The sequence below is a fragment of the Sphingomonas sp. IC-56 genome (assembly GCF_021043375.1).
Classification (GTDB): Bacteria; Pseudomonadota; Alphaproteobacteria; order Sphingomonadales; family Sphingomonadaceae; genus Sphingomonas.
In genome coordinates this window covers 1-15227 of the sequence record NZ_JAJNDV010000001.1, presented here as the reverse complement: position 1 = coordinate 15227, position 15227 = coordinate 1, and the positions used below count along the sequence as shown (strand labels likewise).

The 15227-nt window shown below is 67.2% G+C and carries 16 protein-coding genes; 14 read left to right on the top strand and 2 right to left on the bottom strand.

The features are described 5' to 3' along the window. The first annotated feature begins 3 nt into the window (after positions 1–3). The 6 genes from LQ953_RS00080 (at position 4) to LQ953_RS00055 (ending at position 7959) form a co-directional block, all read left to right on the top strand. Entirely contained in the window at positions 4–924 is a 921-nt protein-coding gene (locus LQ953_RS00080; protein ID WP_269141226.1) for a D-alanine--D-alanine ligase, read from the top strand. After that, positions 921–1832, top strand: a complete 912-nt coding sequence (locus LQ953_RS00075; RefSeq protein ID WP_231028432.1) for a cell division protein FtsQ/DivIB — start codon at positions 921–923, stop codon at positions 1830–1832. The genes LQ953_RS00080 and LQ953_RS00075 overlap by 4 nt, the downstream gene beginning before the upstream one ends. 2 nt (positions 1833–1834) lie before the next feature. Further along, on the top strand, positions 1835–3097 hold the full coding sequence (gene ftsA, locus LQ953_RS00070; protein WP_231028431.1) for a cell division protein FtsA: 1263 nt from the start codon (positions 1835–1837) through the stop codon (positions 3095–3097). A 105-nt stretch (positions 3098–3202) separates the two neighbouring features. Continuing rightward, positions 3203–4717 carry a cell division protein FtsZ gene (gene ftsZ / locus LQ953_RS00065; RefSeq protein ID WP_231028430.1) on the top strand — a complete coding sequence of 505 codons (1515 nt, stop codon included), beginning with the start codon at positions 3203–3205 and terminating at the stop codon, positions 4715–4717. Positions 4718–4810: 93 nt separating this feature from the next. Then, positions 4811–6796 carry an SPOR domain-containing protein gene (locus tag LQ953_RS00060; protein WP_231028429.1) on the top strand — a complete coding sequence of 662 codons (1986 nt, stop codon included), beginning with the start codon at positions 4811–4813 and terminating at the stop codon, positions 6794–6796. Continuing rightward, positions 6793–7959 carry a deoxyguanosinetriphosphate triphosphohydrolase gene (locus LQ953_RS00055; RefSeq protein ID WP_231028428.1) on the top strand — a complete coding sequence of 389 codons (1167 nt, stop codon included), beginning with the start codon at positions 6793–6795 and terminating at the stop codon, positions 7957–7959. Before LQ953_RS00060 ends, LQ953_RS00055 begins: the two co-directional genes overlap by 4 nt. 38 nt (positions 7960–7997) lie before the next feature. Here the strand turns inward: LQ953_RS00055 and LQ953_RS00050 are convergent, their stop codons facing one another. Continuing rightward, positions 7998–8270, bottom strand: a complete 273-nt coding sequence (locus LQ953_RS00050) for a hypothetical protein (protein WP_231028427.1) — start codon at positions 8268–8270, stop codon at positions 7998–8000. A 225-nt stretch (positions 8271–8495) separates the two neighbouring features. Here LQ953_RS00050 and argS point away from each other — a divergent pair, with 225 nt between their 5' ends. The 8 genes from argS to tatC all read left to right on the top strand — a co-directional run bounded on the left by argS (position 8496) and on the right by tatC (position 14900). Next, positions 8496–10220, top strand: coding sequence for an arginine--tRNA ligase (gene argS / locus LQ953_RS00045; RefSeq protein ID WP_231028426.1), 1725 nt, complete (start codon positions 8496–8498; stop codon positions 10218–10220). A 1-nt stretch (position 10221) separates the two neighbouring features. Further along, complete coding sequence (locus LQ953_RS00040) at positions 10222–10947, top strand: SPOR domain-containing protein (RefSeq protein WP_231028425.1); 726 nt, start codon at positions 10222–10224, stop codon at positions 10945–10947. 11 nt (positions 10948–10958) lie between these two features. Further along, positions 10959–11966, top strand: a complete 1008-nt coding sequence (gene nagZ, locus LQ953_RS00035; RefSeq protein WP_231028424.1) for a beta-N-acetylhexosaminidase — start codon at positions 10959–10961, stop codon at positions 11964–11966. 22 nt (positions 11967–11988) lie between these two features. Further along, positions 11989–12723, top strand: coding sequence for a segregation and condensation protein A (locus tag LQ953_RS00030; protein ID WP_231028423.1), 735 nt, complete (start codon positions 11989–11991; stop codon positions 12721–12723). Further along, positions 12720–13292 carry an SMC-Scp complex subunit ScpB gene (scpB, locus tag LQ953_RS00025; RefSeq protein ID WP_231028422.1) on the top strand — a complete coding sequence of 191 codons (573 nt, stop codon included), beginning with the start codon at positions 12720–12722 and terminating at the stop codon, positions 13290–13292. Before LQ953_RS00030 ends, scpB begins: the two co-directional genes overlap by 4 nt. A 107-nt stretch (positions 13293–13399) precedes the next feature. Continuing rightward, positions 13400–13642: a twin-arginine translocase TatA/TatE family subunit gene (locus LQ953_RS00020; protein ID WP_231028421.1), complete on the top strand. Its 243-nt coding sequence runs from the start codon at positions 13400–13402 to the stop codon at positions 13640–13642. A gap of 62 nt (positions 13643–13704) precedes the next feature. Continuing rightward, positions 13705–14130: a Sec-independent protein translocase protein TatB gene (gene tatB / locus LQ953_RS00015; protein WP_231028420.1), complete on the top strand. Its 426-nt coding sequence runs from the start codon at positions 13705–13707 to the stop codon at positions 14128–14130. After that, positions 14127–14900, top strand: coding sequence for a twin-arginine translocase subunit TatC (tatC, locus tag LQ953_RS00010; RefSeq protein ID WP_231028419.1), 774 nt, complete (start codon positions 14127–14129; stop codon positions 14898–14900). The genes tatB and tatC overlap by 4 nt, the downstream gene beginning before the upstream one ends. A gap of 41 nt (positions 14901–14941) precedes the next feature. Here tatC and LQ953_RS00005 read toward each other — a convergent pair whose 3' ends face one another. Next, positions 14942–15076 carry an entericidin A/B family lipoprotein gene (locus LQ953_RS00005; protein WP_184086687.1) on the bottom strand — a complete coding sequence of 45 codons (135 nt, stop codon included), beginning with the start codon at positions 15074–15076 and terminating at the stop codon, positions 14942–14944. Between the last annotated feature and the right edge of the window lie 151 nt (positions 15077–15227).

Genomic DNA, 15227 nt, shown 5'->3' with positions numbered 1-15227 from the left:
CAGTTGCACATCGCCGTGCTGATGGGCGGGTGGTCCGCCGAGCGCGAGGTTTCGCTGATGTCGGGCAATGGTGTCGCCGATGCGCTGGAAGCGCGCGGGCACAAGGTTTCGCGGGTCGAGCTGACGCGCGACGTGGCGGTGAAGCTGGCTGAGCTGAAGCCGGACGTGGTGTTCAACGCGCTGCACGGGACGCCGGGCGAGGACGGCACGGTGCAGGGGATGCTCGACCTGATGGGCGTGCCCTACACCCATTCGGGGCTGGTCACGTCGGTGATCGCCATCGACAAGCAGCTGACCAAGCAGGCGCTGGTGCCACACGGCGTGCCGATGCCGGGCGGGCGAATGGTGAAGAGCACCGAACTGTTCGAGCGCGATCCGCTGCCGCGGCCTTATGTGCTCAAGCCTGTCAACGAGGGGTCTTCAGTGGGCGTGGCGATCGTCACGGCCGAGGGCAATTACGGCAACCCGATCGCGCCGGGCGCGAAGGGGCCGTGGCAGGAGTTCGACGAACTGCTCGCCGAGCCGTTCATCCGCGGGCGCGAGCTGACTACCGCGGTGCTGGGCGACCAGGCGCTGGGGGTGACCGAGCTGAAGCCCAAGAGCGGCTTTTACGATTATGATTCGAAGTACACTGACGGGCTGACCGAGCACGTGTTTCCGGCGCAGATCCCGGACGAGATCACGCAGGCATGCAAGCGGATCGCGCTGGAGGCGCATCGGTTGCTGGGGTGCAAGGGTGCCTCGCGGTCGGACTTTCGCTGGGATGACCAGCAGGGCGTCGAGGGGCTCTTCCTGCTGGAGGTCAACACCCAGCCGGGGATGACTCCGCTCAGTCTTGTTCCGGAGCAGGCGAAGCACCTGGGAATCAGCTATGGCGAGCTGGTGCAGCGCATTGTCGATGAAGCTTTGGGATCGGCGCAGTGAGCCGCAGGCCCGTTCAGCGCACCGCCACGCGGCGGGGGGCGACGCCCAAGGCGCGCAAGGCGCCGGCGCGCCGGCCCCAGCGCGCCGGGCTGCTCGATCAGGCGGTCGCGGCGCTGCCGTTCAGTGAGAAGACGCTGCAGGGGATCGCGACCTGGAGCATCGTCGGCGCGGTGGGCGCCGCAGTGCTGGCCGCCGGCATCTGGGCGGGCGTGCCGGGCATGGTCGGGGTCGCGGCCGCCAACACGCTGGGCGACCTGGGGCTGCGCGTCGAGGAGATCCAGATCGACGGCATCAAGCGGATGGACAAGATGACGGTCTATTCGCAGGCGCTGGATCAGGATTCGCGGGCGATGCCGCTGGTCGACCTGGACCTGGTGCGCGAGCGGCTGCTCAAATATTCATGGGTGCAGGACGCGCGGGTGTCGCGGCGGCTGCCGGGCACGCTGCGCATCTTTATCGTCGAGCGCGAGCCGGCTGCGGTGTGGCAGAACCATGGGCAGCTGATGCTGGTCGACACCGCTGGCGTGCCGCTGGAGCCGGTGTCGCCCGATGCGATGCCAGACCTGCCGCTGCTGATCGGCGACGGCGCCAATTCGCAAGAACCGGCGCGCGAAATGCTGTTGGAAGCGGCGCCCGCGCTCAAGCCGCTGGTGCGCGCGGCGACCTGGGTCGGCAATCGGCGCTGGGATCTGACATTCAACACCGGTGAGAAGTTGCAATTACCGGAAGGTGAGGCAGAATCGCGCAAGGCGCTGCACAAGTTCGCGGAGATGGACGGCGAGCAGCGGCTTCTCGGCAAGGGCAGCCTGCGCTTCGACATGCGGGTTCCGGGTAACATGGTGGTGCAGCGGCGCATTGTGCCGCAGGCGGCAGCGGCGACGGCCGACGCCGCGAAAACAGGGGAATAGGCATGGCTAAGGTTCCGACCGAAGGGCTGATCACTGCATTGGACGTGGGCTCGTCCAAGGTGTCGGCGCTGATCGCGCAGCGTACCGATAGCGGATCGCTGGTGGTGCTGGGCACTGGCCAGCGCGAGAGCCGGGGCGTGAAGCGCGGCTATGTCGCCGACATGCGCGCCACCGAGATCGCGATCCGCGAGGCCGTGGAGCAGGCCGAGCGCATTGCCGGCATCAACATCGAGAATGTCTGGGTCAGCTTTTCGGCCGGCGGGCTGGTGTCCGACGTGGTCAAGCTGGAAGCGGACCTGGGCGGGCACCGCGTCGAACAGGGCGACATTGACGAGCTGCTGAAGGCTGGGCGCGACGCGATCGACCCGCAGGGCAAGATGGTGCTGCACGCACAGCCCACCCGCTACACGGTTGACGGGCTGGCCGGTGTGAAGCGGCCGCTGGGGCTGCATGCCGACCGGCTGGGCGTCGACATTCATGTCGTGTCGACCGAGGGTTCGCCGGTCCGCAACCTGGACCTGTGCGTGCGTTCGGCGCATCTGGAAGTACGCTCGATCATCGCCGCACCGGTGGCGACCGGGCTTGCCTGCCTGACCGAGGAGGAGCGCGAACTGGGCGTCGCGCTGGTCGAGATCGGTGCGGGCGTGACCAATGTATCGGTGTTTGCCGGCGGCGTGCTGGCGGGTCTTGCCTCGATCCCGATGGGGTCGGCGGACATCACCGACGACATCGCCTCTGCATTCGGCACTGCCCGGCAATGGGCCGAGCGGACCAAGTGCTTCCATGGATCGGCCAACCTGTCCCCGCGCGACAATCGCGAGACGATCGACGTGATGCCGGCGACCCAGGAAGAGAATGCCGCCGATGCGATCCGCATCACCAAGGCGCAGCTGAACGGGATTATCCGCCAGCGGCTCGAGCGGTTGATGGGCGAGATCCAGAAGGAGCTGAAGAAGCTCGGCTTCCAGGATCCCGTTGGCCGGCAGATCGTGCTGACCGGCGGCGGCGCCGAATTGAAGGGCATTGCCGATTACGCGCAGCAGGCACTGGGCAGTGCGGTGCGGGTCGGGCGTCCGCGCGGGCTGGCAGCCTTGCCGGACGCGCATGCAGGGCCTGCATTCACCACGCTGGCCGGACTGGCGCGCTTCGCCGCGACCGATCCGATCGACCTGCGCAGCCTGGAACCCGCGCACCAGATGGTCACCCGGGCGAGCCCCGGGGCGGTTTTGCAGCGGCTAATGGCGGCTTTTCGAGCGAATTATTAAAGAATTGGTACCGGCAGGGCGGGTTTTGACTAGAGTCGCCTTCGCGGTTGGTGCAGGAAAGGTTTACACGCGCCGTTCCGTGCAGGCGGCGCAGGGAGATCATAGATGAGCATTGAGTTTCTTCCCGCAGAAGTCGACGAACTGACGCCCAAGATCACGGTGATCGGCGTCGGCGGCGCGGGTGGCAATGCGATCGCGAACATGATCCGTGCGGATGTGCAGGGTGTCGAGTTCCTGGTCGCCAACACCGACGCGCAGGCGCTGAAGCAGTCCTCTGCTTCGCAGCGCATCCAGCTGGGCGCCAAGATCACGCAGGGCCTGGGCGCGGGTTCGCGGCCCGAGATCGGCCGTGCGGCTGCCGAAGAAACGATCGAAGACGTGCAGAAGTCGCTGGAAGGCGCACACATGTGCTTCATCGCGGCCGGCATGGGCGGCGGCACCGGCACGGGTGCGGCACCGGTGATCGCCAAGGCTGCGCGCGACATGGGCATCCTGACCGTGGGTGTCGTGACCAAGCCGTTCGCGTTCGAGGGCAAGCGCCGCGCGGCGAGCGCGGATGCGGGCATCGAAGAGCTGCAGAAGTATGTCGACACGCTGATCGTCATTCCGAACCAGAACCTGTTCCTGATCGCCAACGCCAACACGACCTTCAAGCAGGCCTTTGAAATGGCCGACGAAGTGCTGCAGCAGGGCGTGCGCGGCATCACCGACCTGATGGTCATGCCGGGCCTCATCAACCTCGACTTCGCCGACGTCCGTTCGGTGATGCAGGAGATGGGCAAGGCGATGATGGGCACCGGTGAGGCGGACGGCGACGACCGTGCGCTGATCGCGGCGCAGAAGGCGATCGCCAACCCGCTGCTGGACGGCGTGAGCATGAATGGCGCCAAGGGCGTGATCGTGTCGATCACCGGTGGCGAGGACATGCGCCTGCTCGAAGTGGACGAAGCCGCGAACCATATCCGCGAGCTGGTCGATCCCGACGCGAACATCATCTGGGGTTCGGCATTCAACCCCGAGCTGGAAGGCCGCATTCGCGTGTCGGTGGTCGCCACCGGCATAGACGCGGACGCACAGGCCAAGCCCGCGCCGGCCGCTGTCGAGCAGCCGCGCGTGTTCTCCTTCTCCAGCCCGCGCCGCAACGCGCCCGCCGCCGCGCCCGCAGCAGCAGAGCCGGAAGCGGCGCCTGCCGCCCCGGAGCCCGGCTTCTCCGACCAGGTGTTTGCCAGCGCGCCCGAGCCCGCTCCGCAGCCGCCGGTGGAAGCGCCGCGTGCGCCTGAAGCCTATACGCCTGCTCCGGTCCCGGCGCCGCAGCCTGCCCCTCGGAATGAAGATCTGGGCGGTGGCGACGAGTTGATCCTCGGCTCCGACAATGCCGTGCCGCAGCAACCCGCCGCGGAGCAGCCCGCCGCGCCTGCACCCGATTTCGGCAGTCGCCGGCGTTGGTTGACCGGTGCCGAAGAGGAAGAAGCACCCCAGGCGAAGCCGGGACGTCGGTCGGGCGGAACCCTGTTCGAGCGGATGGCGTCGGCATCACGCGGCAACAAGGCGACGAGCGAGGACGAGGACAAGGACCCGCTGGACATCCCGCGTTTCCTGCGCAGCCAGAACAATCAGTAAGCCGACTTTGGTCGCCGGCGTGGCTCGGTTGAGCGCACGCCCGGCGACCGGTCAGTGGCCGTTCAGTTGCGGCCATGCTTATCCTGCCGCGACATGATCCGGAAAACCCTGATGCACTCGGCGGCGCTGGCATTGGCGATCGTTGCCCATGCCACCCCAGCCGCCGCGCAGACCATGGTCTCGACACCCAATCCGGATGCGGATCGGCTGGCGCAGACCATGCGCACGCTTGCGGCCAGTCCGCGTGACCTGTCGGCGCTGATCGAGGCGGGGCGGCTCAGCACGCGGCTGAACGACATGTCGGCGGCGCTGGCGTTCTTTCAGCGGGCCGAGTCGGTGTCGCCTGGCGACCCGCGCATTGCCGCCGGACGTGCCGCGGTGCTGGTGCGGATGAAGCGGCCGGGCGAGGCGTTGCGGCTCTTCCAATCGGCCGAGTCGCGCGGAGCGGCGATCCGGGATTACGCCGCCGACCGCGGCTTTGCCTACGATCTGATGGGGCAGCCGGGGCTCGCCCAGGCGGACTACAAGATCGCCATGCAGCGTGAGCGCGACGACGAACTGGTTCGTCGCTATGCCCTGTCGCTGGGGATCAGCGGGCAGGCCGAGGAAGCGAACGCGCTGCTCGATCCGCTGCTGCGCCGGAGCGACCGGGCGGCATGGCGGGCGCGGGCGTTTATTCTCGCGATGAACGGCGACATTGCCGGCGCCGAGAAGATCGCCGCGAGCATGATGGGAGCGATGGGGCCGGCGCTGGTGCCGTTCTTCCGACGGCTGACCGGGCTGGCGCCGGCGGACCGAGCCTTCGCAGTGCATTTCGGAGAGCTGTCGCCGACCCAGGCGCGGCTGGCCGATGCGCGGCTGGCGCCGGTGTTGCCGGCCTATGTGCCCGATCGGCGGCCCGTGCAGGTCGCCGCTGTGCGCCAGCCGGCGGCAGCGGCGGCTCCGGTGCGGGCGCGCGATCGGCGTTCGGCGCGGGATCGCCGGCGCGAGCAGCCGGTGCAGGTTGCGGCGGCGTCTTCGTTGCCGCGGACGGCGGCGCCCGTGTTCGCGCAGCAGCGCACGCCGGTGGTGCAACCCTTGCCGACTCCGGCTCCGGCCCCTGCCGCACCCGTTGCTGCGACTCAGCCTGTCGTGCCGGCCCCAGGACCGGTGTTTGCGCAGCAGCGCACGCCGATCGTGCAGCCTTTGCCCGCGCCTGCAGCTTCGGCGCCGGTTGCAGTAACGCAGCCGTTGACGGCGTCGCCCGCTCCGGTGGTTGCGCAGGCTGCCACTCCGGCACCCGCTCCGGTCGCAGTGGCGAGTGCGGGGACGGCTGCTTCTGGCACGCCACAGCCTTCGGTGCGTGCGGTAGTGTCACCGGAGCCGCAGTCGGCGCCGCTGCAACTCGCCGAAGTCGCACCCCGCGACGTAGCAGTCGCCGCCGCGTCGCCTGCGCCTGCGCCACCAGGGCCAGCCGCGGTGGGGCAGGAGGATTCGGTGCTCGCTTCGATCGTCGCGAACCTGACGATTCCTGCAGCCGAACTGGAAGCGGCAAACTCGATGACCCTTCCGGCGCCCGAGCCTGCGCCTGCACCGGTTGTGGCGCCTGCGCCTGTGGCCGAAGCGCCCAAGCCGGAGCCCGCCAAGCCGACGCCGGTCCGCAAGGCTGAGCCTGCCACGCCTGAGCCCAGCAAGGCGGCGAAGGACAAGGCGGAGAAGGACAAGGTGGCGGAGAAGGCTGCCGCCTCGAAGCCGGTCAAGGCTAAGGTCGACCCCAAGGGGAAGGCCGACGCCAAGGCCAAGGCTGAACCCAAGGCCAAGCCGGATCCCGAGCGGGTGTGGGTGCAGGTGGCCGGCGGCGCGAATGCGGCTGACCTTGCCAAGGCGTGGAAGAACGTCACCGGCAAGGCGCCCGCGCAGTTCAAGGGCAAGGAGGGCTGGTGGACGCCGGTGCGTGCATCCAACCGGCTGCTGACCGGGCCGTTCAAGACGCAGGCGGAGGGCCAGTCCTTCGTGAACGCGCTGGCCAAGGCTGGTGTGTCGGGGTTCGTTTTCACCTCGGAAGCGGGGCAGAAGATCAGCAAGATCGGGGCGAAGTGATTCAGCACGCAGCATGGGCGTGCCGGCCCGACCAGAGCCGTGGCCGCGTGCATCCAGAGCCGGGCGGCGAAGTGCGGGGGCCGCGCGACGCGTTTCAGCGCGACCGCGACCGGATCATCCATTCGATCAGCTTTCGCCGGCTGCGCCACAAGACACAGGTCTTCATGGCGCCCGATGGCGACCATTTCCGCGTGCGGCTGACGCACAGCCTGGAAGTGGCGCAGATCGGGCGGACGATCGCGCGGGCGCTGGGGCTGAACGAAGACCTGACCGAGGCTTTGTGCCTGGCGCATGACATCGGCCACCCGCCTTTCGGCCATGCCGGGGAAGAGGCACTAGAGCGTGCGCTAGAGGGTAAAGGCGGGTTCGATCACAACGGGCATACGCTGCGCACGCTGACCTTGCTGGAGCGGCCTTATCCGGCCTGGAATGGGCTCAACCTGAGCTGGGACACGCTGGAGGGTCTGGCCAAGCATAATGGTCCTATCGCGCACCCGGAATGGGCGCTGGCGGCAGTGGACCAACAGGTGGGACTCGAACTGGACCGCTGGCCGTCGCTCGAGGCGCAAGTGGCTGCCATTGCGGATGATATTGCCTATGACAATCACGACATCGACGATGGGCTGCGCGCCGGGCTGCTGACGCTGGAGCAGCTCACCGCGCTGCCGATGGTTGCCGATGGCTGGGCACGCGTGCAGGCCAAGTTCCCGCGCGTGCCGGCCAAGCGGCTGGTGGGCGAACTGATCCGCTCGCAAATTGGCGAGATGGTCAACGACTTGATCGCAGCCACGCGGCAGCGGCTGACGGCGCTGGAGATTGGCTCGATCGAGGATGTCCGCGGGGCCGGGCAGGTGCTGGCGATGTTCTCGGAGGGGATGCGCGACGCCGAGCGCGACCTGAAGCGCTTCATGTACGCCAATCTGTATCACCACCCCAGCCAGTTGGCCGCGGCCGAGGCGGCGGAGATGGTGGTGGCGGGGCTGTTCGAAGCCTATGCCGGTGATCCCGAGCGGATGCCGGAGGAATGGCGCATCGGGCTGCCCGAGGGCGAACCCTGGCGGAGCCGGCACGTCGCCGACTTCATTGCCGGCATGACTGACCGCTATGCCATTGGCCGCTATCGCGAGGTGGTGGGGCCAGTGGATTTGCCCGAAGGCTTCTGACCAGGGCCTTCCCGCGCGGGAAAGGCCCTGAATCGAATTCAGCGTTGCGCCACCTGGAGCGGGCCCGTGCTCTTCGGCGCGCGGAAGGCCACTGGCTTGCCCGCGACGTCCCCCTTTACCCAGCCGTTGCGCACGACGAGGCGGAACTTGCTTCCCTCCGAGGCGCGGCCTTCGAGCACGCGGGCGCCGCCCTGGTCGAGCGTGGTGTAGGTGTAGGTCACGCCATCGCGCTTGAAGCTGCGCTCGGAAGCGAGCGCGGGCGTGGCGAGCGTCAGTGCAACGGCAGCAGCTGCGAAGATGGTCTTGGTCACGATCTTTCTCCTTCTCATCTGAAAGAGCCAGACCGGCATCCCTTTTTATGTTCTGAGCGCAAGAATGTTGCAGTGCGGCAAAGTGGGCAATCGCAAAGCGCGGGCGCAACGATTGCACGTGACGCAACTGCGTTCGTAGGCTGTCTGCGACTGCCGCGCGAACAGGTGACGGGGCGCGGCCACTGCGCTAATACCCGCGCGCTTCCGCCATAGTTGGACATGTGAATGACGCTCTACGCCCGTTTCGCCGCGCATTTGAACCTTGCCCTGGATGCGCTCGTCCTTGCCGGTGACTTGCCTGCGGGTCTGGAGCGACGCAGCGTCACGGTGGAGCCGCCGCGCGATGCGACGCATGGCGATCTGGCCACCAACGCAGCGATGGTGCTTGCCAAGCCCGCCGGCACCAACCCGCGCGCGCTGGCCGAGAAGATCGCGGCCGAGTTGCAGAAGCTGGACGAGGTTTCCGCTGTAAGCGTTGCCGGACCGGGCTTCATCAACCTGACGCTGAGCGACGACACCTGGCGCGGCGAGCTGAACGAGATCCTCGGCACCGCCGACGCCTATGGCCGCTCAAGCGTGGGTGAGGGTACCACGGTCAACATCGAATATGTCTCGGCCAACCCTACGGGTCCGATGCACATGGGGCATTGCCGCGGCGCGGTGGTGGGCGACGCGCTTGCCAGCCTGCTCGAGTTTGTCGGGCACAAGGTGATCCGCGAATATTATGTGAATGACGCTGGCGGCCAGGTCGACGTGCTCGCCCGTTCGGCGCAGCTGCGCTATCGCGAGGCGCTGGGCGAGACGATCGAGATCCCTGAGGGCCTGTATCCGGGCGAGTATCTGAAGCCGATCGGCGCCAAGCTGGCTGCGGAATATGGCGACAAGTTCGTCGGTGCGCCGGAGAACGAGTGGCTGGCGCTGTTCCGCAAGGAAGCCGTTGCCGCCATGCTGGTGATGATCAAGGACGATCTGGCGCTGCTGGGCATCCATCACGACCTGTTCTCGTCCGAGGCCGAGTTGCAGGCCGCCGGCAAGCCCGAGCAGGCCGAAGCATGGCTGCGCGAGCGCGGCTTCGTTTATGACGGCGTGCTGGAAGCGCCCAAGGGCGAGACGCCCGAGGATTGGGAGCCGGTGGAGCTGCCGCTGTTCCGCTCGACCCAGTTCGGCGACGACCAGGATCGGCCGATCAAGAAGTCGAACGGCAGCTGGACCTATTTCGGCGCGGACCTCGCCTATCACTTCCAGAAGGCGCAGTCGGCCGATCAGCTGATCGACATCTGGGGCGCGGACCATGCCGGCACGGTGAAGCGCATTGTGGCGGCGGTGCAGGCGCTGACCGGCGGCGAGACCAAGTTCGACGTCAAGCTGGTGCAGATGGTGCGCCTGTTGCGTGCCGGCGAGCCGGTTAAGATGTCCAAGCGCGCGGGCAATTTCGTGACGCTGGCCGATGTGGTCAACGAAGTGGGCAAGGACGTGGTCCGCTTCACCATGCTGACGCGCAAGGCCGATGCGCAGATGGATTTCGACTTCGCCAAGGTGGTGGAAGCGTCGAAGGACAATCCCGTCTTCTACGTCCAGTACGCGCATGCCCGGGTGCACTCGCTGCATCGCAAGGCGGCGGAGGCGGGAATTGCGTGCGAGACTGCCGACCTGTCCCTGCTTGATACAGAGGACCTGGCGCTGGTGAAGCTCGCGGCGCAGTTCCCGCGGGTGGTGGAAGGCGCCGCGGCAGCGCGCGAGCCGCACCGTATTGCTTTCTATCTCTATGATCTGGCAGGCCTTTTCCACGCGCAGTGGAATGCCGGCAACGACCGGCCGGAGCGCCGCTATCTGCTTGCTGACCAGCCCGAGCTTACCTGCGCCCGGCTTTTCTTGGCGCGCGGGATCGGGCAGATCATCCGCAACGGTCTGGCGCTGATGGGCGTAGAGGCCGTGCAGGAGATGCACTGAGATGAGCGCGCGATCAGGGGATAGCGTAGCCGACGAGGATCGGCTGCCATGGCTGGAGACGGTGGAAGAGGAATATGTCGAACGACGTTCCTTTGGCCGTGTCCTGTTGTTTCTCCTGATCCTGGTCGTGCTGCTGGTGATCGGTGCGCTTGCCTATCGCTGGTATGACCAGCAGCGCGGCGGCACCGGCAACGGTCAGCTAATCGAGGCGCCGCAGGGCGATTACAAGGTGAAACCGCAGGAGCCCGGCGGCATGAAGGTGGAAGGGCAGGGCGACACCGTCTTCACCACCAGCCAGGGCGCGGAAAGCAACGCCAGCATCAATGTGGGCGGGCTTCCTGAAGACCCGGTCGAAGGCAAGGCCGCGCCGCAGCCACGCGCGTCGGCGCCAGGCAGCCGCACGGCCAAGATCGAAGTGCCGGCAGCGGCCAAGATCGCGCCGACGCGGCCGGCCACGCAGCCGGCGGTGCGCGGCAATGCCGGTGGCGGTTCGGGATCGCTGATCCAGCTGGGCGCCTTCCCGAATGAGGGCGGAGCGAACACCGCCTGGGCGCGGCTGACCAAGCGGTTCAGCTATCTGGCGCCGCTCGGCAAGTCGGTGGAGCGCGCGGAAAAGGACGGCAAGGCGATCTTCCGGCTGCGGGTGAATGCGGGCAGCAACGGGCAGGCGCGCGAGATTTGCGGCCGGCTAAAGGTTGCGGGTGAAAGCTGCTTCGTGACGAGCTAAAGGCTCGAACCATGAAACCGGTTATCTTTGGCTTGTCGGGCGCCACGCTGACTTCCGACGAGCGTGCGTTTTTCCGCGAGGCCGATCCGCTCGGCTATATCCTGTTCAAGCGCAATTGCGTGGACCGCGCGCAGATGCAGGCGCTGACGAGCGAGCTGCGCGCGCTGTCGGGGCGCGACGACCTGCCGATCCTGATCGACCAGGAGGGCGGGCGTGTGAGCCGGATGGTGCCTCCGGAGTGGCCGGCGTTTCCGGCGGGGCAGGCGTTCGACCGTTTGTACGATGTCGCGCCGATCTCGGCGATCGAGGCGGCGCGGGCCAATGCCGAGGCGCTGGGGATGATGCTGGCCGAGGTGGGCGTCAATGTGAACTGCGCGCCATTGCTGGACGTCCGTCAGCCCGATGTCACGGCTGCGATCGGCGACCGGGCGTTTGGCGGCGAGCCGATGCGGGTGTCGGCACTGGGCCGGGCGATGCTCGACGGAATGCGGCGGGCCGGGGTGGTTGGGATCGTCAAGCACATGCCCGGGCATGGCCGCGCGCTGGTCGACAGCCATTATGAGCTGCCGCGGGTAAGTGCTGGTGCCGAGGAACTGGAATCGGACCTGGAGCCGTTCGTGCGGCTGAACGATGCGCTGATGGCGATGACGGCGCATGTGGTGTTCGAGGCATGGGATGCAGAGCGACCGGCCACTATCTCGTCGACGCTGATTTCGCAGGTCATACGCGGCCGGATCGGCTTCGACGGGCTGCTAATGAGTGACGATATCGACATGAAGGCGCTGTCCGGCACGGCCGACGAGAAGGCGGCGGCGGCGCTGGCGGCCGGGTGCGACGTGGTGCTCGATTGCTGGGCCCGGATGGACGAGATGGTGGAGATTGCCGGGCGGATCGGCGAGGCTACGCCCGCGTGTCTGGCGCGGTTGGAGCGGGCCATGGCTACCGTGGCCGATGCCAGCCCCGGCGGTGACTTCGACGCGCTGATCGCCAAGCGGGACGAACTGCTGGCGCTCGCCTGAGGGCTCTGCTTAACCTGTGGCAATGAGCGAGGACGCCGCCGAGACCCTCAAGATCGAGATCGAAGGTTGGGAAGGGCCGCTCGACCTGTTGCTGGCGCTTGCGCGCAACCAGAAGGTGGATCTGCGGCAGATCTCGATCCTGGAACTGGTGGAGCAGTATCTGGGGTTCGTGAACCAGGCGCGGACGTTGCAGCTGGAGCTTGCCGCCGATTACCTGGTGATGGCGGCGTGGCTGGCGTTCCTGAAGTCCGCGCTGCTGTTGCCGCGCAATCCGGAGGAGACGCCCAGTCCAGAGGAGCTGGCGCTGCGGCTGCAGCTGCGGCTGGAGCGGCTGAACGCGATGCGTGAGGCAGGCGCCCGGCTGGTCGCGCGCGACCGGATGGGGCGCGACGTCTTCCCGCGGGGGAACCCCGAAGGGCTGCGGGTGGTGCGGCAGGCGCGCTGGGAAGCGGAGATCTTCGACCTGATCGCCGCCTATGGCCGGATCAGCGCGCGGACGCGGCCGGTGATGCATGTGGTGGCGCATCGCGACGTGATGACGCTGGAAGAGGCGATCGAGCGGGTGTCGGCGCTGGTGGGCAGCCAGGTGGATTGGAGCGTGGTCGAGAGCTTCCTCCCCGCTGACGCCGCCGGGTTGTATCGCAAGTCGGCGCTGGCATCCTCGTTCGTGGCGGTGCTGGAGCTGGCGCGGCAGGGCAAGGTGGAGTTGCGGCAGAAATCGCCCTTTGCGCCGCTGTACGTGCGGTCGCTGCAATGAGCGACGCGCTGGCGCGGGCCGTGGAGGCGGTGCTGTTCGCCGCCGAGGCACCGCTGAGCATCGAGGAACTGCGCGCGCATGTCGGGGCGCAGGCCGATGTGCGCGGGGCGCTGGCGGCGCTGGAGCGCTTTTACGCCGGGCGGGGGATCGAGCTGGTCCGGCGCGGGGAGCGCTGGCACTTCCAGACCGCCGCCGATCTGGCGCATCTTTTGCGGCGCGACCGCGAGGACAGCCGCAAGCTGAGCCGGGCGGGGATCGAGACGCTGGCGATCATCGCCTATCACGAGCCGGTGACGCGCGCGGAGATCGAGGCGATCCGCGGCGTGCAGATCTCCAAGGGCACGATCGACGTGCTGATGGAGGCCGGGTGGGTGCGCCCCGCCGGACGGCGCGAAGTGCCCGGACGGCCGCTGATGTATGCGACGACGCAGGGGTTCCTGAGCCATTTCGGGCTGGCGAGCCGCCGCGACTTGCCAGGAATCGACGATCTGAAGGCCGCGGGGCTGCTCGATCCGGTCGATCTGGCGCTAGAGGCCGAAACGAGCGAAACTGTCACGGACGGCGAATAGGGCTTGCGCTCCGATTCGCCGGCCCGACATTCGCTTGGGGCCGGATCAACAGCGTTGCCGGACACGCGTACGAGGCCTAGATAGGCGCTCGATAGAGGAGATTTCCCATGGGTAGCATGAGCCTGATGCACTGGCTGATTGTCGGCATCCTGGTCATTTTGTTGTTCGGCGGCAGCCGGTTTTCCAACATGATGGGCGACGTTGCCAAGGGCCTCAAGCAGTTCAAGAAGGGCATGGCCGAGGACGATGACGCGCCCAAGCCCGTCGAGCCCACCCGGATCGAAGGCCGCTCGGCGACCGACGCACCGCTCAAGACCGAAGCCGAGCGCGTCCGCGAAGAGCAGCGCTGAGCCGTCCATCCATGTTCGTTGATACGCGCGCCGAGCGTGGCGCGCGCGTGAGGCAGTGCTGAATGTTCGACGTTGCGCCGACCGAGTTGCTGCTGGTGGCCGTGGTGGCATTGCTGGTGATCGGTCCCAAGGACCTGCCCCGGGCAATGCACTTTGTCGGCAAATGGGTGGGCAAGGCGCGCGGCGTCGCCCGGCAATTCCGTTCGGGCATGGATTCGATGATCCGCGACGCCGAACTGGCCGAGATGGAACAGAAATGGGCGGCGGAGAACGAGCGCATCATGCGCGAGCATCCGCCGGCACCTTCGCTGCCCGCGCCGGAGCCAGCGGGCGACACTGCGCTGCAAGACGCCGAGCTGCACAACAGCGACTTGCACGAGGCGGAGCCGGTGATGGTCGAGCAGCCCGACTTCAAGCCTGAGCCTGCCCCTGCTTCCGTGGACGCCGAGCCGCGGCCCGAAGGCGCGCCGCGAGAGGCACGGCCATGAGGGATATCGACGACACCCAGGCGCCGTTGCTCGAACATCTGGTCGAGCTTCGCCGCCGGCTGCTGTGGTCGCTGGCCGCGCTGATAATCGCCTTTGGCGGGTCGCTGTATTTTGCGCGCGCGATATTCTCGTTGCTCGTCGCGCCCCTCAAGGCCGCGGGCCAGGCGACGATCATCAACACCCAGGTGTTTGGCGGTTTCCTGGTCGAGATCAAGATCGGCTTCTTCGCCGCGCTGATGATCGCGTTTCCCGTAATCGCGAACCAGCTGTGGCAGTTCGTCGCGCCCGGGCTGTACAAGAAGGAGAAGCAGGCGCTGTTGCCGTTCCTGCTCGCGACGCCGGTGCTGTTCATCGCCGGGGCGTGCATGGCCTATTTCGTGGCGATCCCGGTCGCGCTGAAGTTCCTGCTGAGCTTTCAGGGGCAGGTGGGCGATAGCGGCATCCAGCAACAGGCGTTGCCGGACGTGAACGATTACCTGAAGTTCGTGATGCAGTTCATCTTCGGCTTCGGGCTGTCGTTCCTGCTGCCGATCCTGCTGATGCTGCTCGAGCATGCCGGCATCGTCACCTACGAACAGCTGAAAGGCGCGTGGCGCTATGCCGTGGTGGGGGCGTTCGCCCTGTCGGCGGTGCTGACTCCGCCGGATGTCGGATCGCAGCTGCTGTTGGCGATCCCGCTGGTGATGCTGTATTTCCTCGCGCTGGTGGCGATCCGCTTCACGCGATCGCGGCGCGAACGGGCAGCCGATAACGAGACTGCCGCTTCCTGATAATGGAAACCCCTCTCCCGAAGGAGAGGGGTTCAAAAGCCTTACTTGTTGTTGTCGGCAGCGCCGGCAACCGCATCGCCGGCCGACGATACGTCACGGCCCGCACCCTCGATGGTGTTGCAAGCCGACACCAGCATCGCGCCAGCGAGCGCTGCACATGCAATGATCTTACGCATTCGAATTCTCCAAACTCGCCTAGAGTGGCGGGGAGGAAATGCACAAATGCAGCGGATCGTTCCGCTTGGGAGACGAGCTGCGGAGAACGCAAAAAAAGCCGCTGCGAGCGGCTGTGGCGTATCCGGCGATGTAGGGGGGAAGTATTAGGCC